Origin of the sequence: Lacinutrix iliipiscaria, from assembly GCF_042686125.1 — a bacterium.
Taxonomy (GTDB): domain Bacteria; phylum Bacteroidota; class Bacteroidia; order Flavobacteriales; family Flavobacteriaceae; genus Oceanihabitans; species Oceanihabitans iliipiscarium.
On sequence record NZ_JBHUOV010000001.1, the window covers coordinates 1,131,630 to 1,153,111 of the forward strand.

The window sequence follows — 21,482 nt, forward strand, 5'->3', positions numbered from 1 at the left end:
TTTTATTTCTTCCGACTAATAGTTAAACCATCTCTTATAGGTAATAAAACGGTTTCTATTCTATCATCTTCTTTCAAAAGTGTATTGTATTCTAAAAGTGTTTTTGTAGAAAGGTCTTTGTCCTTTAGAGGTTCTACAACCTTACCATGCCATAAAACATTATCTGATATAATAATCCCTCCAGGATTTAACTTGTCTATAATTAAATGAAAATAGTTCACATAGTTAGGTTTATCAGCATCAATAAAGACCAAATCAAAAGAAGCTTCCAGAGTTGGAATAATATTTAAAGCATTTCCTAAATGTTGATGAATGTGTTGTCCAAATTCAGATTGATCAAAATACTTCCGCTGAAAATCAAGAAGTTCTTCATTAACATCTATGGTGTGAATTTCACCTGAAGCGTCTAAGCCTTCAGCTAAACACAAAGTAGCATATCCTGTAAAAGTACCGAGTTCTAAAATAGTTTTAGGACGTATTAACTTTGAAATCATACTGAGCACACGACCTTGATATGGTCCACTAAGCATAATAGGCTGCAATATTTTTTGATAGGTTTCTCGAGTGAGTTGTTGAAGCAATTCAGGCTCGTCCTGACTGTGATTAACAATGTAATCATCTAATTTTTCAGATAAAAAATTCATTAGCCTAAAATTCTGTTAATCAACTTTTCTTTAGCATCATCATTATCACCACACAACCATTGAATAACATTATCTTCCCAAATTGCATCGCGTTCGGATTCTGTAATAATGTGACGATCTATTGCTAGGTCTAAAATTTTTCCTGGATAAGACGATTGTTTAGCGCTTTCCATTTCACCTAAAGGATAAGGGTCGTCAAGTCCCATTAGCACTTGTTTTGAGCCTTGATTCTTAATTAATAATTCTAAGCCTCCAGTATCATGTACTAAAGTATCAAAAAAGATGTTTTTGTGTCCTACTGCTTTTCTAGGATGGCTTTTGCCTTCAAATAAATCAGGACGTCCATCAAAACCTTGAATACGTCGCCCTAAGTTAATTTGTGCTAATTGTCCACCATGAGCAAAACAGGTTCGCATATTAGGATACTTATCTTGTAAGCCGTTTAACGTTAAAAAATGATAAGCATCAGCACATTGAGCAAGCATCCAAATTAAATGAAATCGCCAAGAGGTGTTTTCTAATTTGATGAATTTTTCTCCATCGTAAGGATGTATTTCTACAGCTAAATTGTATTTGTTAGCCAGTTCAAAAATAGGCTCGTTTTCTTCATCAAAAATACTTCGCCATGTCCCAATTGTATCCATGTAATGTGTTGGTAGGCATAAGAGTTGTAAACCTAGTTGCTCTACACAGCGTTCAATTTCCCAACATGCACCACGAACAAAACCAGGATGGACCACAAAACCACATGTAAATTTAGTAGGATTTTCATGCTGTATTCTTGCATTAAAATCATTTTGAAATCGTAGCGCTTGTTTCATTTCTTCTAAACGCAAACCATTACCATAGAGTTGTGATAGATTTAAAACCACAGCATGATCTATCTTAAAACGTTCCATCCATGCTAATTTTTCATTTAGAAAAAAGCTTGAATCGGTTACAGGACGACTCCAATCTTTCTGAAGCATGAATTTTCGGTCTTTATCTACCCAAAAAATCCCTTTATCTTTCATAAACTGAGGAATTTCCTCAGGATATGGCAAAAGATGTGAGTGGCCATTTATGCGAAGTTTTCTTTTCATATACAATTAATCTATTTGCACTTTCTTTGGTGGTTGCATGACTTCACCACAATTCGGACAACTACGTTTTTCTTTATCGCTATAATATTTGTCAAAAATAACCGGCATATCAGTCTCAATATTTTCTACAGTAAAATCTTCTTCATATAGTTTAGTGACACAATTTTCGCAAAACCAAAGGAGTGCATCACGCATACCTTCAGGCCTTTTGTATTCAATAACTAAGCCTACAGTATTTGCGCCACGTTGAGGCGAATGCGGTACTTTTGGAGGTAATAAGTAAATATCACCTTCTTTTATATGTACGTCTTTTGGTGTGCCTTTATCAATAATTTTTAAGACGATATCACCTTCTATTTGATAGAAAAATTCAGGTGTTTCATTGTAGTGATAATCTTTTCTGCTATTCGGACCACCAACAACCATAACGATAAAATCACCATCTTTCCAGACGCATTTATTGCCTACTGGAGGTTTTAAAAGATGTCTGTTTTCTTCAATCCAAGCTTTAAAATTTAAAGGAGAAACAAGTTTACTCATGATGTTTTTGTCTTTTGGGCGTTACTCTACTACGCTAAAGCTTTGTAGAGTCAGGCTTTCCGTTATATCTTTTTTGTCTTTTAGGTTTTGGCTATGCTCAACCAGACAAAAAAGGATGTCACTTCAATCCTTAACGCAATTTTTAATTGTTATAAAGTTACAAACTTTTTGTTCTTCCACCATCAACTGGTAGGTTAATTCCATTAATATAACTTGCAGGTTCACTTGCTAAAAAAGTAATTGCAGAGGCTATTTCTTCAGGTTTAGCAAACCGCTTTGCTGGTACAGCACTTTTCATAGCATTAGCAGCTTCCTCTTCTGTGTTTCCAGTTTTAGCGGATTTATTTTTAATAATTTCAGCTAAACGTTCTGTTCCTGTAGCACCAGGAAGTACGTTATTTACGGTCACACCAAATTGACCAAGCTCATTAGCTAAGGTTTTGCTCCAATTGGCTACAGCACCTCGAATGGTGTTGCTCACGCCTAAGCCATCTAAAGGTTGCTTAACTGAAGTTGAAATTACATTAATAATTCTGCCATAAGCTTCACTTTTCATAAATGGAACAACAGCTTGGGCTAATACGTGATTGCATTTTAAGTGTTGAGTAAAAGCGCTTTCAAATTCTTCAACGTTGGCAGCAAATACAGGACCTCCTTTTGGACCGCCTGTATTATTCACCAAAATATGAAATCCATGATGCTTGTCAATATACTCTAAAACCTTACTTTGCAAGGTCTTAGGATTTGAGAAATCGGCAACAATATAATCATGATTTTTATGTTGAGGTAATTCAGATAAAGCCATTTTAAGCTTATCTTCATTTCTTGCTATAAGTGTGACTTGCACGCCTTCTTCAGCTAAAGCCAAGGCTGTTGCTTTTCCTATGCCTGCAGTGCTTCCGCAGACTAAAGCGTATTTGTTATTTAAGTTTAGATTCATAATGGTTATTCCAACGAAAGCAGGAATCTTTTTAATTGTTTCTTAATTTTATGAGATGCTGAAACACGTTCAGCATGACGCTAAGCGTCAATATTTTATACACACATTCTTCGCTTCGGTAAAAAAGCGTAAGGCTTCAAAACCACCTTCACGACCAACACCAGAAGCTTTAACACCTCCAAAAGGAGTTCGTAAATCACGCATCATCCATGTGTTCACCCATACAATCCCAGAATGTAATTGATTGCTCATACGCATGGTACGCTTTAAATCGTTAGTCCAAAGCGTTGCCGACAAGCCATATTTTACTTTGTTTGCCATTTGCAGCACTTCGTCTTCACTATTAAAAGGCATAATTGTCACTACTGGACCAAAAATTTCTTCTTGATTTACTCGGCACTCATCATTTTGAACTTCAATAACTGTAGGTTCTAAATAATAACCATTTTCATAATCTTTGATGCTGACTTTATTTCCGCCACAAAGAATGGTGCCATTTTCGGATTTGGCAATATTAATATATTCAAGAACTTTTTCTAAATGTGGCTTGGAAACTAAAGCTCCAATATTTGTGGTTTGATCTGAAGGATGCCCAACTTTTAAGGCGCTTACTTTTGCTACAAAATCAGTTTTAAATTTTTCATAAATTGAGGCTTCTACAAAAATACGACTACCACATAAACAAATTTGACCTTGATTGGCAAAAGATGAACGAACAGAGGTTTCTAGCATATTATTATAGTCACAGTCAGCGAAAATAATATTCGGGTTTTTTCCACCAAGCTCTAAGGATAATTTTTTAAACATTGGTGCTGCGACTTTTGCAATATGTGCTCCAGTTGCTGTGCCGCCAGTAAACGAAATGGCTTTAATGTCAGGATGTTCTATAATGGCTTGCCCTGTTGTAGTCCCTAAACCATGAACAATATTTAAAACGCCTTTAGGTAAGCCAGCTTCTGTACAAATTTCACCTAATAAATAAGCTGTCATAGGAGTAACTTCACTCGGTTTAGCTACCACGCAATTTCCTGCAGCAATTGCAGGAGCGATTTTCCAGGTAAATAAATAGAGAGGAAGGTTCCAAGGCGAAATACAGCCTACAACACCAATAGCTTGACGCAAGGTGTAGTTAATAGCTTGTTGTCCAACACTTTCATGACTTTCGCTAGCAAATTGCGTAATTGCGTTACCAAAGAATCTAAAATTACTCGCTGCTCTAGGAATATCAATAGCCTTTGCTAAGCTGACTGGTTTACCATTGTCTTTGCTTTCAGCTTCAGCGAAACGTTGTAAGTTTGTTTCTAATAATTCAGATATCTTAATCATAATTCTGCTACGTTCTTCAAAAGTGGTTTGTGACCATATTGGAAAAGCAGATTTTGCTGCGATATAGGCATTCTCCACATCTTCTTTGGATGAGTTTGGAATTTGCCCGTAGATGTCTCCATTCGATGGATTGTAATTATCTATCCAATTGTTTTGAATGGGATTATGAAAATTGCCGTTGATGTAGTTTTGTATGTTTTTCATTATTGTTGTCCTGTATTTGATTCAGGATCTTTTTAATTAAAACTCAATTCCCACAACGAATGTGGAATGACAAGTTACTATTATTCTAAATAATTTTCTATATCTTTTTTTAATTGCTTTGCTTCATTTTCAACGTTGTTTAAAGTTTCAAAATATGCAATGTTTACGCTTAGAAAAGTTTTAATTGATTGAATATATTCTTTGTCTTTTTTTAAAGCATCAAAATCATTAGGGACTAATTTTTCAACAGAGTTATTAATGATGATTATTGTGAATTTTTTTCTATAATAATCTAACATATAGCTATAAAAATCTAAATGTACTTCTTGAAAACTTCCTTTAGAATCATCAATAGATGAAGTGTGGAATTTCCCAATAGATGAACGTAGCTCTGGGTTCTCAATTAAATCTGTTCCTATAGATACTAAAGATTGATAACCACTCGTTTTAAAATCAATAGCATCGTAAGCGTTAGTTGCTCTAAAGTAAAATGCCAAAGAATCATGATAGGGTTTATCTTTTTCAAGGACATCAATTATTGTATTAATTGAATTGATAGTTCTTTTTAAATTGTTTGTTCTTTTATTGATAACGCGATCTAAATCTTGAAGTGTAAATTCTAAATCTGAAACAATTTCAGTTAATACTTGACGCTCTTTTTCTTTGATTTTTTTAGTTTCATTCCAATTATTAATCTGCAAGGCAATGAGAATACCAATAACCACCAAAATAATTTCACCAATAGCATATTTAAAGTACTTGCCTGTTTTGTTTTCCATAAGAAGGGATTTACGAATATGTCTGAAGAATTTAATCATACTATAATATATCTCCTCGAGCGTAGTCGAGAGGTTTTAATTAGGTCTTGACTCTGCTCGACCTGACTATGGATGTATATAAAAAAATTAATCATTGTTCATGTTTGTAGTATTGATTTTCCCGCAAGCGGCTATTTTCACCAAATGTCCACTGGACATCTGATTTTGTTTCTCAAAATTACGTTTCAATAATCTACTTTTATAAATTCATAATCTATATCTAAAAGCTTGACAAGTAATCCACTAATGTTTTTAGACTCATTTTTTATAATAGTAGCTTCACTATGGTTTCCATATAGATTGTTGTTATCTTTAAAGTAAAAATTAACAGTGTAATCATAATTTATATCAGAAAACTCTAAAATATGATTGTTAACTTTCATAATAAAAGGGTCCTCTAATGTTATAATGTCTCCATTACTATATTTAATTTTAATTAATTTGTAATTCCCAGTAAGCGCTTCAAATTGTTGCGGAGTTACATCTATTAAATGATGAGGAATAAAATCTGGTAATTCTTCTGGATAACCTGTAAGCTCTGCAATTTTTTGATATGTATTGATTGCGTTTTGGTTAAACGCTAAAACATTAGCTGTTAAATTTTGTGATGCATTACTATATAGATATAGTGCATTTTTATATAATGAATCATTAAGAAAATAATGGATGGCCTCCTCACTTATTTGATTTCGATTCATACCATAATACCAAGGTTTTGTTGCTGCGAGATGATCTATTAAGCGATCCGTAATTTTATCTAATCGCAGATCAAATTTGTCTATTTCGTATTTATTGTAGGTGTAAATTTCGTTGAGAGGTGCAATGATTTCTGTAAATTTTTCTGGAATATCATCCAAATGATCAGTTAAGTTTTTATAACCGTTGCTGTGAATTTTAAGATGGAAGGCATTCATTGCAACATAAAGGTATGTAATGTTATTAGTACCTAAATAATCTTCACGAGTCAGCTTGTTATCTATAGCCAATTGTATTATGGAGTCCCTACTTTTATAATACGCGAACAAAGCTTTGGATTTAATAATATCTTCTCCCAAGTCTTTTTGCACCTCTTTTAAAATGGACACTATTTTGTTTTCTGTTTTCTGTTTTTCACTCCAATTATTAAGTTGCAATGCAATAAAAATACCAATAACAACAAGAATAATTTCACCAATGGCATATTTAAAGTATTTGCCTGTTTTGCCTTCGTGAAGAAGGTTTTGACGGATTTTTCTAAAAAATTTAATCATACTTTGTTTTTTGTCTGGTCGAGCGCAGTCGAGACCTCCTTTAGTTCAGGGTTATACTTTAAGTGCGTAGCATTTCTACATTCAGCTAAAATTTGAATCATTTTAAAATCTCCTTTAGCTAAAGCTAACTTTTTCTTCCCACTCCAGTTTTTAATTTTCTTTTCAAAATAGATAGCCTGATTTATATCATTGAATTCTTGTGTAAATATTAACTTCAATGGTCTTCTTTTAAATGTGAAACAATTTTTATTTAATCCAGTTTGATGTTCTTCAAATCGTCTTGAAATATTATTTGTTATTCCAGTGTAAGTTAACCCATCTGAACATTTTAATATGTAAACATAATATAGTTTCATAATAGACCTCTCGACTGCGCTCGAGGAGACATTTAGTTTATTATTTATTCCCCACGTATGCCATCACTTTAATTTCAACCACTAAATCTGGATGTGGTAATTGGTGTACGGCAACGGTTGTTCGTGTTGGTCCGGTTTCCTTTTCGAAGAATTCTGCATAGGCTTTATTATAACCTGCGAAATCATTCATGTTGACTAAAAAGGTGGTGACATCAACCACATCTTTTATTGAAGCCCCTACTTTTTTTAAATTAGAATCAATATTCTTTAAGACTTCTCGGGTTTGGGTTTCGATATTAAGGCGTTTGGTTCCCATGTCGTCAATAATATCAACACCAGCAATGGTGTTATCTGGTCGTCTTGAACTGGTTCCTGAAACAAAAATAAAGTCGCCTACACGTTTTGTGTGTGGATAGGCTCCTCGTGGTGTTACTATTTTTTCGCTCATAATTTTGTTTTCTATTGTTGTTTCGCGTTAAGGATTGAGGCATTTGTTGAAGCTCTTTTTTGTGGATTCCGCATCGAAGTGCGGAATGACAAGTCAAAAAAAGCGACTGCCGAAAGCCTGACTCTACGTCGCTTAAGCGATGTAGAGTAACGCCCAAATTATTTTAATCCAGCAATTCTGTCATCTTCTAGAATGGCTTCTGTTTCTTGTTTTACTTTTTCTAAAATTGATTTTAAATCATCATCAGTTTTTAGTGTGCCATCAGAAAGCATATTCAATATGGCTTTGTCTTGAGCACGACCTTTTAGCATGGCGTCTCTATACGTTACATTTTCATTAAAGGTGACTAGTGAATATTTTGAAGAATATTCATCTGGAAAATTTTGCTCTAAAGCCATTTCAATCTTGCGCTTTTCTTGAAAAATAGGATTAGCAACGTGACTTTTCATTTCGTGAAAGTTATCTATTGCCAAATCTGCTATAGCATCAGTGTCTTTTTTGCGGTTGGCTTCATAGGTTTCAAAAACGGCTTCCCAGTTGTCTAAGTTTTGATCTAGAACTTTGTCAAATTCAACCACATCTTCAAAAGAGGCATTCATCCCTTGTCCGTAAAACGGCACAATCGCATGAGCAGAATCGCCCATTAATAGCGTGTTGCCTTTATAATGCCAAGGCGAACATTTTACAGTTCCCAGAGGTGCTGTTGGGTTGCTAAAGAAATCTTCTACCAAATTAGGCATTAATTCTAAGGCGTCTGGAAATTCTTTTTGGAAGAATTCAGTGACCTTTTCAGGTGTGGTTAAATTATTAAAATTATATTCACCTTGATTAAAACTCAAAAACAAAGTGACTGTAAAGCTGCCATCTAAATTAGGAAGAGCAATGACCATAAAATCGCCTCTAGGCCAAATGTGTAATGCATTTTTATAGGTTTTGTAATCGCCTGTTTCAGTGGGTAAAATGCTTAATTCTTTATAGCCATGAGTTAGGTAGTCTTGCGAAAAACTAAACAAAAATTTCTTTCCCAAATAGTAGCTTTTTCGCATCGCAGAGCCTGCGCCATCTGTTGCGATTATAAGGTCTGCATCTTCAACAAATTCGGTATTAGATTCATAGTCTTTGAATAAAGCTGTCGTTTTTTCAAAATCAACTGATTTGCATTTTTTGTTGAAATGAATTTTTACATTTTCATGTTTTTCTGCTTCGGTTAAAAGTAAACCGTTAAGCTCACCACGAGAGATAGAGTTAATGTATTCGTGGTCTCTTCCGCTGTAATTAGATAGCATGGTGTTGCCTTCGCGATCATGAAGCATGCGACCATTCATAGGAATGCAAAGCGCTTTAACTTTATCTTCTATACCAACCAATTTCATGGCTTTATTGCCACGATCTGAGAATGCAAGATTTATAGAGCGTCCAGCAGAAATATCGACTTTACGTAAATCTTGGCGCATTTCCATAACAGTTACGTTGTAACCACGTTGCCCTAGGCGTAAGGCTAAAAGACTTCCGCAAAGTCCAGCGCCAATAATAAGTATGTTTTGTTGTTTATTCATTCAAAATAAATTTCAATTTTTCAACCATTTTATAGACGTCTTTAAAGGAGTTATAAAAAGGGACAGGCGCACAACGAATCACATCAGGCTCTCTCCAATCTGTAATGATATGTGCTTCAGTTAATTTTTGATGCAAACGTTTGTCAGCATTTTTGACTTGAATAGACAGTTGACAACCACGTTCCTTTGGATTAGAAGGTGTGATAATTTGTATTTGGTCATTGTTTAGCTCATGAATTAAAAACTCAAAGTATCCTGTTAGTTTTTCAGACTTTAGTCTTAAAGCCTCCATGCCAACGCTATTAAATAAATCTAATGATGCTTTTATAGCAGCCATTGATAGAATAGGAGGGTTGCTTAATTGCCAACCTTCAGCGCCAGGCATAACGTCTAATGGTTGTCTCATATTAAAGCGTGTGGATTTGTTATGACTCCACCAACCAGCAAATCGTTTTAAATCTTTGTTATATGCATGCTTTTCGTGTACAAATAATCCGCCTAAACTTCCAGGTCCAGAATTTAAATATTTATAAGTACACCAAGCGGCAAAATCTACACCAGAATGATGAAGTTCAGGTGTTATATTTCCAGCGCCATGTGCTAAATCGATACCAACCATACAATTTTTTGCATGACCTAATTCAGCAATTTTTTTTAAATCTAAATATTGACCAGTATAATAGTTAACACCTCCAATTAAAAGTAATGCAATCTCATCGCCTTGTTCTTCAAGAATAGTCTCTAAGTCTTCAATACGTAAAAGGTCTTCTCCAGGTCTTGGTTTCCATTCAATTAAGCCTTCATTGGCATCAAATCCATGAAACTCTAATTGTGTTTGAACAGCATACCGATCAGAAGGGAAAGCATCACTTTCAATAACTATTTTATATTTGGTTTTCGTAGGTTGATAAAAAGATACCATTAACAAATGTAGATTCGTTGTTAAGGTATTCATGATAACCACTTCAATCGGTTTAGCACCTACAATTTTCGCCATAGACTCGGTTAAGAATTCATGATAAGGCATCCATGGGTTTTTAGCCTCGAAGTGCCCTTCTACGCCAAAATTAGCCCAATCGTCAAGTTCTTGTTGAATGTATTTTTGAGTGTTTTTTGGTTGTAATCCAAGGGAATTTCCAGTAAAATATAACCAGTCATTTCCGTCTTTGTCTTTTGGAATATGAAATTGATTTCTATACTGTGCTAATGGGTCTTTTTGATCCTGTTCATTTGCGTAATCAAGACCTAATTTATAGTTGGACAAAGTGAATTGTTTTTCGGTTTCCAACAAAAATAAGAATTATTATCTTAGAAATGAAGCATTAAAAGCGGCATCATTAAAAATGAGTTTTTTTGTATATTTAATAAAATATTAAGGTCATGAGCAAAATAAAAGAATACTCTAACGGAGAGGTTACTGTAGTTTGGGAAGCAGAAAAATGTATTCATTCTGCTATTTGTGCTAAAGGTTTACCACGTGTTTTTCGCCCTAAGGATAGGCCTTGGGTAAAGATTGATGCAGCTGAAACAGAAGCGATAGTTGAACAAGTGAAACAGTGTCCTTCAGGAGCTTTAGGTTTTTATATGAATAATGAAGCTGACAAAACATCTGAGCATTTAGAAACTAAAGTGGAAGTCTTAGAAAATGGCCCTTTATTAGTCTATGGCACGTTAAAGGTGACTCATAAAGATGGAAATCAAGAAACGAAGAATAGAACAACAGCCTTTTGTCGGTGTGGATTATCAAATAATAAACCATTTTGTGATGGAACACATGTAAAGGAAAACTTTATAGGATAACAAAACGAACCAAAAAAAAGCGCTTTGTATATTGTAATACAAAGCGCTTTTCAATTTATATATAGACGCAATAAATATGCGGAAGCTTTTATTTATATACGTTTAAAATGTGTATTTTGGATGTTTGAAAATAAAAAAATATTTTATTGTGAGTGATTTAAATCAATTTTTTAGTACAAATAAAGCGACTTGGAATGATAAAGTGAAAGTGCATGCAGAAAGTGATATGTATGCTTTAGAACGCTTTAAAAAGGGGAAAACGTCGTTAATGCCTTACGAATTAAAAGCCTTAGGTGATGTTAAAGGAAAGTCTCTTTTACATTTGCAATGTCATTTTGGACAAGATACTTTAAGTTGGAGTCGGTTAGGTGCTAAATGTGTTGGAGTTGATTTAAGTGATGAAGGCATCGCTTTAGCAAAGGCATTGAACGATGAATTAAAATTAGATGCTGAATTTGTGTGTTGTAATGTTTTAGACACTTCAAAACACATTAAAGATACATTTGACATTGTGTTTACGAGTTATGGTGTTATTGGTTGGTTGCCAGATTTGAAACCTTGGGGAAAAATGATTGCTGAGCGTTTAAAAAAAGGGGGTGTGTTCTATATTGCTGAGTTTCATCCTATTGTTTGGATGTATGACTACATCATGGAAAAACCAGAGATGAAATATGCTTATAATAGACGTGAAGTGATTTATGAAGAAGAAACAGGAACCTATGCTGATGAAAATGCAGATATAGAATCAAAAACCTATTGTTGGAATCATGGTTTAAGTGAAGTTATTAATGCCTTAACCGAAGCAGGTTTACATATTGACTACTTAAATGAGTATGACGAAAGTCCGTATGATGTGTTGCCAGATTTAATAAAAACAAAATCTGGTATGTACGAAACTAAAGATAAATTATACCCTTTAATTTTTGAATTGAAAGCCACAAAACTTTAGTGATTTGCTTTTAAAACTTCAGGCATTTTAGCTTGAAAACGTTTTAATCTTGGTATAGAGACATTTCTAATATAGCCATGATTTGGATTTAACTTCTCAAAATTTTGATGGTAGTCTTCAGCAATCCAAAATTTTTGAAAAGGATACACTTCTGCTGCAATCGTTTCACCCAAAGTTTTAGCTAAAGCCTCTTTTTTATTCATTATGATTTGTTTCTGCGTGTCGTTTTGATAAAAAATAATAGAACGATATTGCGAGCCATTATCTGGGCCTTGACCATTTACTTGTGTAGGGTCTTGGGAAGCAAAATACACATCAACTAGAGTTTCAAAACTTACGATTTCAGGATTATAAATAACCTCTACAGCTTCAGCATGACCCGTTTTACCTGTGTTACTAGCTTCATAAGTTGGGCTTTTAGTAAATCCGCCAGAATACCCAGAAATTACTTCATCAACACCTTTTACGCTTTCGTAAATAGCTTCAACACACCAGAAGCAACCACTTGCAAAATAAGCTCTAGCTTTCCCGTTTACTAATTCAACTTCAATAGGTTTAGCATCTATAACAGCTTGTTGTTTAGGGTTGATTTGTGCTATGTTTTTACAGCTAAAAAGGATGATTAATAAGAAGGAGGAAAGATAAGTTTTGTAAGAATACATATGATTTAATTTTTTTAAAGTTTGTCGTAAAATGCATTTAAACCTTAACTTTGAAGCAAAAAAAAGCCTTTAAACATTTGTTTAAAGGCTTTTTTATATTAGGATTGGTTATAGTTTCTTGAAAAGTTTATCCATTTTAGTTTTCTGTTCTTCAGCTAAAGCTGCATCCACTAAAATACGACCACTATGCTCATCTGTAATAATTTTTTTACGAGCAGCAATTTCCATTTGTACTTGAGGTGGAATTGTAAAGAAAGATCCTCCAGAAGCACCTCTTTCAATAGGCACAACTGCTAAACCATTTTTTACATTGACACGGATTCTAGAATAAGCAGATACTAAACGCTCTTCAATAGATTGTTTATAATCATCAGATTTTTTAATGAGTGCTTTTTCTTCTTTTTCAGTTTCAGCTAAAATTGCATCTAATTCACCTTGCTTATGCTTTAAGTGTGTTTGGCGTTCTTTTAAACGCTCTTTAGTTTCAGAAATAACTTCTTTCTTCTGATCTATTTGCGCTTTAAATTCTTTGATGTGTTTTTCAGCTAATTGAATTTCTAATTCTTGAAATTCAACTTCTTTAGTCAGTGAGTTAAACTCTCTATTATTTCTAACATTTTTTTGTTGCTCAGCATACTTTTTAATTAAAGCTTTTGCTTCTTCAATTAAATTCTTTTTTAAGCTAATGTCATTATTGATAGTCTCTAAGCTTAATTCTAATTTTTCTAATCTCGTGTTTAAACCAGCAACTTCATCTTCTAAATCACGAACCTCTAAAGGAAGTTCTCCACGCACGTTTCTAATTTCATCTATTCTAGAATCGATGAGTTGTAAATCATATAAAGCTCTTAAACGATCTTCAACAGTAACTTCTTTCTTCTTTGCCATACTTTAAAAATATTGAACAGGATTGGTATTTGTCTTTGATAAAACGACTGCAAAATTAGTAATTTTTTTTGTAAGATGCGCTACTAAACCATTTTTTGTGAACTGTTCACTTTCATAATGACCAATATCTGCTAATATTATATTGTTTTCTGCTGAAAAAAAGTCGTGATATTTCAAGTCGGAAGTCACTAAAACATCTGCGCCTGAGTTTATTGCAGCTTGAATTGCAAAGCTGCCAGAACCACCTAAAACAGCAACTTTCTTTATAGGCTTACATAATAAATTTGAATGTCTGATACATTTTGTATTCATTTTAGCTTTAAGCATGTTTAAAAAATCTGTTTCAGATAGTGCGACTTTAAGTTCGCCATACATGCCCATGCCTATATGTTGATTGGTGTTTTCTAATGTTATAATTTCATAAGCAACTTCTTCATAAGGATGAGTCTTAAATAAAGCTTTTAAGATTTGGGATTCTAAATGTTTAGTATAAGTCACAGAAATTTGAGTCTCTGCTTCTTCATGAGTAATGCCTCTTTCACCAATGGTAGGATTCGCGTTTTCATTGCCTTGGTAAGTTCCAAAGCCATCACTGTTAAAACTACAATTGGTGTAATTCCCAATGGTTCCTGCTCCAGCTGTAAATAAAGCTTTTCGGACGATTTCAGCTTGTGTTTTAGGGACAAATGTTGTTAGCTTTTTTATCGTTTGTTTTTGTGGTATTAAGACGCTTCTATTGCTTAATTCTAATTGGTTGCAAATCATATTGTTTACTCCTTGCCAGGCATTATCTAAAGCAGTATGCATCGAGAAGATAGCAATGTCATGTTTAATGGCTTTCATGACCACACGTTCTACATAGGTTTTTCCTGTTATTTTTTTTAAGCCTTTAAAAATAATTGGATGAAAGCTAACAATAAGATTGCAGTTGTTTTCTATAGCTTCGTCAACAACAGCTTCAAGCGTGTCTAATGTTACTAAAATTCCTGTAATTGGATTGTTTTTGTTACCTACTAGTAATCCTACATTGTCAAAATCTTCAGCATAAGCCAAAGGCGAAAGTTCTTCTAAATAATTAATAACGTCTTGAACAATCATAATTTTTATGTTTAACTTCAAAGATAAAATAATTACTTTCGTTGCTGTGAAGCTTTTAAGAAAAATATTTTTCCTCATTGTTCCCATTTACTATTTAGTAACTTGGTTACGCAATGTGTTTTATGATTTAGGTGTTTTTAAATCTAAAGCATATGATTTCCCAGTAATATGTGTTGGTAATTTAAGTGTAGGAGGTACAGGGAAAACACCAATGATTGAGTATTTAATTCGGTTATTAAAAGATGAGAATCAGGTTGCGACTTTAAGTAGAGGTTATAAGCGAAGCACTGAAGGGTTTTATTTAGCTAATGAAGCTGCTAATGCCAAAACGCTTGGAGATGAGCCTTTTCAGTTTTATAAAAAGTTTAAAAATGAGATTCAGGTAGCAGTAGATTCCGACAGACAAAACGGAATAGCAACTTTAAGCTTGCAAGAACGTATTCCAGACGTTATTTTATTAGATGATGCTTTTCAGCATAGAAAAGTACAAGCAGGTTTAAATATTTTATTGACAACATATAACAATTTATATGTTAATGATTGGGTTTTACCAACAGGGAATTTACGCGAACCAAAATCAGGAGCCAAGCGTGCTCAGATTATTGTAGTAACTAAATGCCCTAAAGACTTAAAAGCTTCAGATAAAGAAAGGGTTGTGAAACGCATTCAACCTCAATCTAATCAAAAGGTGTTTTTTAGTTCTATAGTTTATGCAAAAGAGGTGTTTTCGGAAGCAAAAAAAATGGAATTAAAGGCATTGAAAGATTTTACTTTAGTTACAGGAATTGCTAATGCAGAACCTTTAGTCCATCACTTAGAATCAAATGGATTAAAGTTTGAACATTTAAATTTTAAAGATCATCATAGTTTTACAGCGCAAGACATTGAGTTGTTTGAAAGTAAATCTCTAATTATTACCACAGAAAAAGATTATGTAAGACTTTATAATTATGAGTCTTTAAAAGATAAATTATTTTATTTGCCAATAGAGGTAGTTATTGATAAATCTGATGATTTTAATGCCTTAATTAAAGTATTTGTTACGCCTTAACTGTAGCAGATTCTTCATTAATTAATGCTGAATAGAGTTTTTTCTCGAAGTCTTCTTGTTTAAAAGGTTTAGAAATGATATCATCAAAACCAGCTTCATCAAATTCATGCATTTTATCTTCAAGGGTAACAGCAGTTAAAGCAAAAATAGTAAGCTCTTTATTAAATGTTCTAATTATTTTTGTGGCTTCTAAACCGCTAATGCCTGGCATGTGAATATCCATTAAAACAACATCGTAGTTTACCATCTTAACCTGTTCTACAGCATCTTCTCCGTTTTCAACGACATCACAGTTTAAGTTCATTTTATTGAGGATTTTTTTGGTAATCATTTGGTTGATTTTATTATCCTCAACAATTAAAATTTTAATGGTACTTAATTCTATTTCACTTATATCTTTAAAATAGCTTTTCTTAGGTTCTGGCGCTACAACTTGTTTGGTGTGTTTTAAAGGCACTTCAAAGGTGAAAGTTGATCCTTTTCCGAGTTCACTTTTTAGATAAATTTTTCCGTTTAATATATCAATTAACCCTTTAACAATTGAAAGTCCTAAACCAGTTCCTCCATACTTTCTGTTAATTTGAATTGAGCCTTGAGAAAAGCTTTCGAACATGTGTTCTTGTTTCTCTTTACTTATTCCAATTCCATTATCTTCAACTTCAAAGCGAACAGAGTAAGAATCATTGTCTTGATTGATTTTATAAACACGAACCCAAATATCTCCATCTTTAGTAAACTTAATTGAGTTCCCTATTAAATTGATTAAGATTTGAGAAATTTTAAGCTGATCGGCATTGTAGCTTTCAGGCAAGTCTTTATCGTATTCAAAATGTATTTTAATATTATTGTCTACTGCTGAATTGTTTAAAGCTGCAATCACGTTTGCAACTTTCTTTTTTAAATTAAAGACCTCAGGTTCGACTTCAACTTTATTAGCTTCAATTTTATTAATTTGAAGGATGTCATTAATAAAAGTTAATAGATAATCACCAGAAAATTTTAAAGATTTTAAATGCTGTACTTGTTCAGGTTTCGGGTTTTCATCTAATAACATATTACTTAAACCAGTAACTGCATATAAAGGTGTTCTTAGTTCATGTGTTACAGTAGATAAGAAGTTGGCTTTTGTTTTTGAAGCTAATTCTGCTTTTTCCTTAGCTAGAATCAATTCGCCATTCTTTTTGTGTAACATGTTGTTGGTTTTTAACCTAATTCTATTGTTTTTGTATAATGACAAGGTTAATAAAGAAAGTATGGTAATTAAAGCCACACTAAGTATTGCAGTTAATTTGCTTAAATTTTTCGAGTCCTGTAATTCTTCAAGATCTGCTGCCTGTTGTTTTTGATATTCTGTTTGACTATTTAATAAGAACTCTAATCTTTTTTCAGGCGATAAACTTTCTCGTTTTACTTTTAAAAGTGAATCTGATAATTTGATGTGTTTTCTCAGGTATTCGTTGGCAAGTTTATAGTTGTTGGATTCTTGGTTTAAGTCGCTTAAAATTAAATACCCTTCGTTTAAAACATTGACATAGTTGTTTTTTAGAGCTTCAGAAACTCCAGCATTAGTCACTTCTAGTGCTTTGTCTATGTTTTTTAGATTTGAATGCGCAATACCTAAATTTATTTGTGCACTACTGTGAATTTTCTTTAAGTTATATCTATTCGCAAGGGCTAGAGACTGACCTAAATAGTTCTCTGCCATTTTAAAATCTTTTAAGGCAATATAAGTTTGACCTTGATTTAGCAAGACTTCAGCAACATATTCATCTAAACCTTCCTGTTCAAATAGGTTTTTTGATGACTTATAATACTCTAAAGCAGTTTTGTATTCTTTTTTAGCAGCATAAACATTGCCAAAGATTTTATAAGATTCGGCAAGATTAATTCTGTCTTCATTAAAGCGTTGAATTTCAACAGCTTTTACGAGGCTTTTTATGGCTTCATCTGGTTCTTCAACACTATATTTAATTTTACCCATTTTAGAGTAAATTAAACCAATACTTTTCTTATCATCTATAGCGATTGCAGGTTCTATCGCACTTTCAAGATTTTTTTGAGCTTCGTAGTAATTTGAGTTATCAATATTGTTTTGTGCTTGTTTAAGAAGATTGTTTACATTTTGAAGTATAGCATCTTTCTCTTGAGCACTTGCGTTTTGAGAAAACACATTGCAACTCAACACCATGATAATAGCACATATATAGTAGTTGATTCGGAACATTTTAATAACTATAATAAAAGCAAATATAAATATTTATTCGATAAAAGTCATTTTTTTACCGATAAATTGCTAATTAAGTCAATAATTCGACTAGAATACCCTGTTTCATTATCATACCAACCAATAATTTTTACCATGTTTCCAATGGTGGAAGTCATTTGCGCATCAAAAATACAAGAATGCGTGTTACCTACGATATCTATTGACACTATTGGGTCTTCAGTATATTCTAAAATACCTTTGTATTTTCCTTGTGAAGCGACTTTGAAAGCATTGTTTATTTGGGTAATACTAACATTTCTTTCAACATTAAAGGTTATGTCAGTAAGTGAGCCATTTGCTACTGGAACACGAATACCACATCCACCAATAACATTTGATAGGTCTGGAAACACCTTTGTTAATGCCTTCGCAGCGCCTGTAGTTGTTGGTACAATAGATTGTCCAGCTGCTCTTGCTCGGCGTAAATCACGATGAGGTTGGTCATGTAAACTTTGATCAGTCGTGTAGGAGTGTACTGTAGTAATGTAGGCTTGTTTAATACCACAAAGTTCGTTCATGATAGCAATCATAGGAGCAGCATTGTTGGTTGTGCAGGATGCTGCTGAAATTATACTTTCATTTCCAAGAAGAATATGTTCATTGACACCTAAAACAACCGTTTTAATATCATCGGCAATTGGAGGAACACTAAGAATAACCCGTTTTGCTCCATTTTTAACATGCCAATTTAAGGACTCTTTGACTTTAAATTTACCAGAAGATTCAATGACAATATCAACATCATGAGTTTCCCAGTTAATATCTTTTGGATGCTGCTTATTAAGTAGAGGTATGCTTCTTCCGTTAACCTTAATAATACTGCCTTCATGGGATACATTTTCATTAAAAACACCATGAATACTATCGTATTTTAATAAATGACTTAAAGTTTTTGCATCTGCTAAATCATTTATAGCTACTACTTGTATGTTTGGATTGTTTTGTAAGAGTCTAAAAACACGTCTGCCTATTCGGCCAAAACCATTTATCGCAACATGAATCATTAGTTAATATGTTTTTGGGCTTTATATGATGAACGCACTAATGCACTACTTTCAACATGTCGAAATCCAAGTTCTAATCCAATATTTTTATATTCTTCAAATTGATCTGGATTAATAAAATGTTTTACAGGTAAATGTTTTTTACTTGGTTGAAGATATTGACCTATGGTAACTACATCAACATCATTTTCTCTTAAATCATGAAGAGTTGTAATAACTTCTTCACGAGTTTCACCTAAACCTAGCATAATACCTGATTTAGTACGTCTCTGACCTTGTTGTTTTAGATACTTTAAAACACCTAGGCTTCTGTCGTACTTTGCTTGAATACGTACTTCACGTGTTAAGCGTCTAACCGTTTCTATATTATGAGAAACCACTTCTGGTGCAACCTCAATAATTCTATCAATATGTTGTTCTAGTCCTTGAAAGTCAGGAATAAGCGTTTCTAGAGTAGTTTCAGGATTCATTCTACGTACAGCTTTAACAGTTTCGCTCCACATAATACTTCCCATGTCTTTAAGATCGTCACGATCTACACTAGTTAAAACCGCATGTTTAATATTCATAATTTTTATAGAACGTGCAACTTTCTCAGGTTCATCCCAATCTACAGATTCTGGACGTCCAGTTTTTACACCACAAAAACCACAAGATCGTGTGCAAACATTACCAAGAATCATAAATGTAGCTGTGCCTTCTCCCCAACATTCTCCCATATTTGGGCAACTTCCAGAAGTGCAGATAGTGTTTAGTTTGTATTTATCTACTAAACCACGAAGTTCAGTATATTTTTTACCTGTAGGTAATTTAACACGAAGCCATTTTGGTTTTGGTTGACGTTCAGGCAATATATTTGAAGCAGTTTCTGTATTCATTTCATTCAATTTCCTAAAGACAAAGATACAAAGTATTCTATAAAATTAGTGCTTATAAAGGTGAAGTTACTTTTCTTTAATTATTTCGGATAATAGCTTTTTAGCACGTAATAGTTTTACCTTTACATTATTGATAGGTTCATTTAATTCTGAAGAAATTTCTTTGTAACTTAATTCTTGAAAGTACCGTAGATTAATAACCTTCTGGTAATGAGGTTTTAGTTTTTTTATATCTCGAAGTAGCTTGGCAAGATTTTGTTCTGTAATGAGTTTGTCTTCTACTGAAGGCGATTCATCTAGAATTTGAAAAACTGAATTATCATCAGTATTAGGAGTTATTGTTGAAATTGAGCGTTTTTCTTTTCGAATAATATCAATATGAATATTTTTTGAAATCGTGATCAGCCAAGTTTTAAAACTGTAATCCTTGTTATAAGTTTCAATTTTGTCAAAAGCTCTAGAAAAAGTCTGTATCGTTACATCTTCAGCATCATTTTCATTTTGAATACGTTTTAATTGAAATCCATAGACATCGTCCCAAAATGTATCTAACAAGAAGTTAAATGCTTTTTGGTCATTATTTTTTGCTTGTTCTATAGCATGTTCTATTTCCAATGTTTAGGTTTTGTCAAAAGATTGGTTATAAATATAGCTAATTGCGTGCCAATTAAAAAAAACTCTAAAAAAGGTAGAAATAAAATGAGGTCTTTCTCATTGAGTTTTTTTGAGGTTTCACTAAATATAATGAAGAAAATCAAAAATCGAATCCCTATTAATGGCAAAACTAATTGCCATTTAAAAAGTGTTAATACAAAGGTGATGGATAAAAACCAAAATAGGAATTGCGATATATAGAACAAAGCAAGTAGCGTTTTGTGTATTGACTTATAATGCTTTGCTGTTGAGATATGCCTTCTTTTTTGAGTTAGCCAATCTTTAAAAGTGGTTTTAGGATTAGAGATGGTAAAACTATTTTTACTAAAACAGATGGTCGTGTTTTCTTTTGATGCGACTTGATTTATAAATATATCATCATCTCCAGACGGAATTTGCATATGATTTTGAAATCCGTTAGCATTAAAAAACAAGTCTTTCCTGTAGGCTAAATTCCTGCCTACACCCATAAATGGTATTCCAGATTTAGAGAATGAAAAGTATTGTAAAGCTGTTAAAACCGTTTCAAAACGTATAAGTTTGTTTAGAAATGAATTTTCAATTTTGGCATAAGCTCCGTAGCCTAATACAATAGTTTTAGTGTTGCTAAAATGAGAACTCATTTCTTTTAACCAATATTTCGAGTTTGGTTTGCAATCGGCATCAGTAAGTAATAAAAAATTGTGTTTAGAAGCTTTAATGCCTAATGTTAAGGCATATTTTTTACTGCCTAAAAATCTATCGTTTCTTGCTACATTAACCATTTTCACGTTGTTGTATTGTGCAGCATATGTTTCCATTACACTTAGAGTGTCATCTTGAGAATCGTCATTGATTAATAGAACTTCAAATTTTGGATACTCTTGATTGAGAATAAAGGGAAGGTTTTTATTTAAATTTTCAGCTTCATTTTTTGCACAAATAAGAATAGAAACAGCAATATCTTTTTGGGTTGCTTTCTTAGGTTTTAAAAAAGCAAATTTTGAAAATATGAAAAGGTAGTAAACAACTTGGACTACAACTACAACGACAAAAATGTAGAAAGCAATATCAAGTAAAGGCATGAAC

Annotated in this window: 22 protein-coding genes; 3 read left to right on the forward strand and 19 right to left on the reverse strand. The window is 33.0% G+C overall.

All coding sequences use genetic code 11. The features are described from left to right. Positions 1 to 2: 2 nt before the first annotated feature. From ACFS5M_RS05065 to kynU, 11 genes are all read right to left on the reverse strand, one after another. Entirely contained in the window at positions 3 to 644 is a 642-nt protein-coding gene (locus ACFS5M_RS05065) for an O-methyltransferase (protein ID WP_183486435.1), read from the reverse strand. Then, positions 644 to 1,726, reverse strand: a complete 1,083-nt coding sequence (locus ACFS5M_RS05070) for an amidohydrolase family protein (RefSeq protein WP_183486437.1) — start codon at positions 1,724 to 1,726, stop codon at positions 644 to 646. Before ACFS5M_RS05070 ends, ACFS5M_RS05065 begins: the two co-directional genes overlap by 1 nt. Before the next feature lie 6 nt (positions 1,727 to 1,732). Next, positions 1,733 to 2,266: a 3-hydroxyanthranilate 3,4-dioxygenase gene (locus ACFS5M_RS05075; protein WP_183486439.1), complete on the reverse strand. Its 534-nt coding sequence runs from the start codon at positions 2,264 to 2,266 to the stop codon at positions 1,733 to 1,735. Positions 2,267 to 2,423: 157 nt separating this feature from the next. Next, complete coding sequence (locus tag ACFS5M_RS05080) at positions 2,424 to 3,206, reverse strand: SDR family oxidoreductase (protein WP_183486441.1); 783 nt, start codon at positions 3,204 to 3,206, stop codon at positions 2,424 to 2,426. 87 nt (positions 3,207 to 3,293) lie between these two features. Next, entirely contained in the window at positions 3,294 to 4,736 is a 1,443-nt protein-coding gene (locus ACFS5M_RS05085) for an aldehyde dehydrogenase (protein ID WP_183486443.1), read from the reverse strand. Between the two features lie 80 nt (positions 4,737 to 4,816). Then, the gene (locus ACFS5M_RS05090; protein ID WP_183486445.1) at positions 4,817 to 5,515 is read right to left on the reverse strand and encodes a DUF6090 family protein; all 699 of its coding nucleotides are present in this window, start codon (positions 5,513 to 5,515) and stop codon (positions 4,817 to 4,819) included. Positions 5,516 to 5,739: 224 nt separating this feature from the next. Beyond that, on the reverse strand, positions 5,740 to 6,804 hold the full coding sequence (locus tag ACFS5M_RS05095) for a DUF6090 family protein (RefSeq protein ID WP_183486447.1): 1,065 nt from the start codon (positions 6,802 to 6,804) through the stop codon (positions 5,740 to 5,742). Further along, on the reverse strand, positions 6,801 to 7,160 hold the full coding sequence (locus ACFS5M_RS05100) for a GIY-YIG nuclease family protein (RefSeq protein WP_183486449.1): 360 nt from the start codon (positions 7,158 to 7,160) through the stop codon (positions 6,801 to 6,803). The genes ACFS5M_RS05095 and ACFS5M_RS05100 overlap by 4 nt, the downstream gene beginning before the upstream one ends. A gap of 40 nt (positions 7,161 to 7,200) precedes the next feature. After that, on the reverse strand, positions 7,201 to 7,608 hold the full coding sequence (locus tag ACFS5M_RS05105) for a RidA family protein (protein ID WP_183486451.1): 408 nt from the start codon (positions 7,606 to 7,608) through the stop codon (positions 7,201 to 7,203). Positions 7,609 to 7,766: 158 nt separating this feature from the next. Next, positions 7,767 to 9,164 (reverse strand): FAD-dependent oxidoreductase, encoded by a 1,398-nt coding sequence (locus tag ACFS5M_RS05110; RefSeq protein ID WP_183486453.1) that lies wholly within the window; start codon positions 9,162 to 9,164, stop codon positions 7,767 to 7,769. Then, complete coding sequence (gene kynU, locus ACFS5M_RS05115) at positions 9,157 to 10,428, reverse strand: kynureninase (RefSeq protein ID WP_183486454.1); 1,272 nt, start codon at positions 10,426 to 10,428, stop codon at positions 9,157 to 9,159. The genes ACFS5M_RS05110 and kynU overlap by 8 nt, the downstream gene beginning before the upstream one ends. Positions 10,429 to 10,544: 116 nt before the next feature. Here kynU and ACFS5M_RS05120 point away from each other — a divergent pair, with 116 nt between their 5' ends. Beyond that, positions 10,545 to 10,964: a (4Fe-4S)-binding protein gene (locus ACFS5M_RS05120; RefSeq protein ID WP_183486456.1), complete on the forward strand. Its 420-nt coding sequence runs from the start codon at positions 10,545 to 10,547 to the stop codon at positions 10,962 to 10,964. Positions 10,965 to 11,109: 145 nt separating this feature from the next. Continuing rightward, on the forward strand, positions 11,110 to 11,913 hold the full coding sequence (locus ACFS5M_RS05125; RefSeq protein ID WP_379898344.1) for a class I SAM-dependent methyltransferase: 804 nt from the start codon (positions 11,110 to 11,112) through the stop codon (positions 11,911 to 11,913). Here ACFS5M_RS05125 and msrA read toward each other — a convergent pair. From msrA to ACFS5M_RS05140, 3 genes are all read right to left on the reverse strand, one after another. Beyond that, the gene (msrA, locus tag ACFS5M_RS05130; protein ID WP_183486458.1) at positions 11,910 to 12,575 is read right to left on the reverse strand and encodes a peptide-methionine (S)-S-oxide reductase MsrA; all 666 of its coding nucleotides are present in this window, start codon (positions 12,573 to 12,575) and stop codon (positions 11,910 to 11,912) included. The two genes, ACFS5M_RS05125 and msrA, sit on opposite strands and share 4 nt — an antisense overlap. Positions 12,576 to 12,683: 108 nt before the next feature. Beyond that, positions 12,684 to 13,463 (reverse strand): zinc ribbon domain-containing protein, encoded by a 780-nt coding sequence (locus ACFS5M_RS05135; protein WP_183486460.1) that lies wholly within the window; start codon positions 13,461 to 13,463, stop codon positions 12,684 to 12,686. Between the two features lie 3 nt (positions 13,464 to 13,466). Then, positions 13,467 to 14,561, reverse strand: coding sequence for a Nif3-like dinuclear metal center hexameric protein (locus tag ACFS5M_RS05140; protein ID WP_183486462.1), 1,095 nt, complete (start codon positions 14,559 to 14,561; stop codon positions 13,467 to 13,469). Between the two features lie 7 nt (positions 14,562 to 14,568). On the opposite strand from ACFS5M_RS05140, the gene lpxK reads away from it, so the two are divergent. Next, entirely contained in the window at positions 14,569 to 15,612 is a 1,044-nt protein-coding gene (gene lpxK / locus ACFS5M_RS05145; RefSeq protein WP_221267552.1) for a tetraacyldisaccharide 4'-kinase, read from the forward strand. Here the strand turns inward: lpxK and ACFS5M_RS05150 are convergent. The 5 genes from ACFS5M_RS05150 to ACFS5M_RS05170 form a co-directional block, all read right to left on the reverse strand. Then, entirely contained in the window at positions 15,602 to 17,836 is a 2,235-nt protein-coding gene (locus ACFS5M_RS05150; RefSeq protein ID WP_379898085.1) for an ATP-binding protein, read from the reverse strand. The two genes, lpxK and ACFS5M_RS05150, sit on opposite strands and share 11 nt — an antisense overlap. A gap of 47 nt (positions 17,837 to 17,883) precedes the next feature. Next, positions 17,884 to 18,882, reverse strand: a complete 999-nt coding sequence (gene gap, locus ACFS5M_RS05155) for a type I glyceraldehyde-3-phosphate dehydrogenase (RefSeq protein WP_183486464.1) — start codon at positions 18,880 to 18,882, stop codon at positions 17,884 to 17,886. After that, complete coding sequence (lipA, locus tag ACFS5M_RS05160; RefSeq protein WP_183486466.1) at positions 18,882 to 19,760, reverse strand: lipoyl synthase; 879 nt, start codon at positions 19,758 to 19,760, stop codon at positions 18,882 to 18,884. Before lipA ends, gap begins: the two co-directional genes overlap by 1 nt. Positions 19,761 to 19,826: 66 nt before the next feature. Beyond that, positions 19,827 to 20,375, reverse strand: coding sequence for an RNA polymerase sigma factor (locus tag ACFS5M_RS05165; RefSeq protein WP_183486468.1), 549 nt, complete (start codon positions 20,373 to 20,375; stop codon positions 19,827 to 19,829). After that, positions 20,366 to 21,478 carry a glycosyltransferase gene (locus ACFS5M_RS05170; protein WP_183486471.1) on the reverse strand — a complete coding sequence of 371 codons (1,113 nt, stop codon included), beginning with the start codon at positions 21,476 to 21,478 and terminating at the stop codon, positions 20,366 to 20,368. The genes ACFS5M_RS05165 and ACFS5M_RS05170 overlap by 10 nt, the downstream gene beginning before the upstream one ends. Positions 21,479 to 21,482 lie beyond the last annotated feature (4 nt).

Bases quoted from the DNA above. Each gene is read 5' to 3' on its own strand.
- msrA (WP_183486458.1), bottom strand. From the start codon at position 12,575: ATGTATTCTTACAAAACTTATCTTTCCTCCTTCTTATTAATCATCCTT.
- ACFS5M_RS05095 (WP_183486447.1), bottom strand. From the start codon at position 6,804: ATGATTAAATTTTTTAGAAAAATCCGTCAAAACCTTCTTCACGAAGGC.
- ACFS5M_RS05140 (WP_183486462.1), bottom strand. From the start codon at position 14,561: ATGATTGTTCAAGACGTTATTAATTATTTAGAAGAACTTTCGCCTTTG.
- ACFS5M_RS05100 (WP_183486449.1), bottom strand. From the start codon at position 7,160: ATGAAACTATATTATGTTTACATATTAAAATGTTCAGATGGGTTAACT.
- ACFS5M_RS05065 (WP_183486435.1), bottom strand. From the start codon at position 644: ATGAATTTTTTATCTGAAAAATTAGATGATTACATTGTTAATCACAGT.
- ACFS5M_RS05150 (WP_379898085.1), bottom strand. From the start codon at position 17,836: ATGTTCCGAATCAACTACTATATATGTGCTATTATCATGGTGTTGAGT.
- ACFS5M_RS05070 (WP_183486437.1), bottom strand. From the start codon at position 1,726: ATGAAAAGAAAACTTCGCATAAATGGCCACTCACATCTTTTGCCATAT.
- lipA (WP_183486466.1), bottom strand. From the start codon at position 19,760: ATGAATACAGAAACTGCTTCAAATATATTGCCTGAACGTCAACCAAAA.
- ACFS5M_RS05085 (WP_183486443.1), bottom strand. From the start codon at position 4,736: ATGAAAAACATACAAAACTACATCAACGGCAATTTTCATAATCCCATT.
- gap (WP_183486464.1), bottom strand. From the start codon at position 18,882: ATGATTCATGTTGCGATAAATGGTTTTGGCCGAATAGGCAGACGTGTT.
- ACFS5M_RS05075 (WP_183486439.1), bottom strand. From the start codon at position 2,266: ATGAGTAAACTTGTTTCTCCTTTAAATTTTAAAGCTTGGATTGAAGAA.
- ACFS5M_RS05170 (WP_183486471.1), bottom strand. From the start codon at position 21,478: ATGCCTTTACTTGATATTGCTTTCTACATTTTTGTCGTTGTAGTTGTA.
- ACFS5M_RS05105 (WP_183486451.1), bottom strand. From the start codon at position 7,608: ATGAGCGAAAAAATAGTAACACCACGAGGAGCCTATCCACACACAAAA.
- ACFS5M_RS05120 (WP_183486456.1), top strand. From the start codon at position 10,545: ATGAGCAAAATAAAAGAATACTCTAACGGAGAGGTTACTGTAGTTTGG.
- ACFS5M_RS05135 (WP_183486460.1), bottom strand. From the start codon at position 13,463: ATGGCAAAGAAGAAAGAAGTTACTGTTGAAGATCGTTTAAGAGCTTTA.
- lpxK (WP_221267552.1), top strand. From the start codon at position 14,569: ATGTTTAACTTCAAAGATAAAATAATTACTTTCGTTGCTGTGAAGCTT.
- ACFS5M_RS05080 (WP_183486441.1), bottom strand. From the start codon at position 3,206: ATGAATCTAAACTTAAATAACAAATACGCTTTAGTCTGCGGAAGCACT.
- ACFS5M_RS05090 (WP_183486445.1), bottom strand. From the start codon at position 5,515: ATGGAAAACAAAACAGGCAAGTACTTTAAATATGCTATTGGTGAAATT.
- ACFS5M_RS05110 (WP_183486453.1), bottom strand. From the start codon at position 9,164: ATGAATAAACAACAAAACATACTTATTATTGGCGCTGGACTTTGCGGA.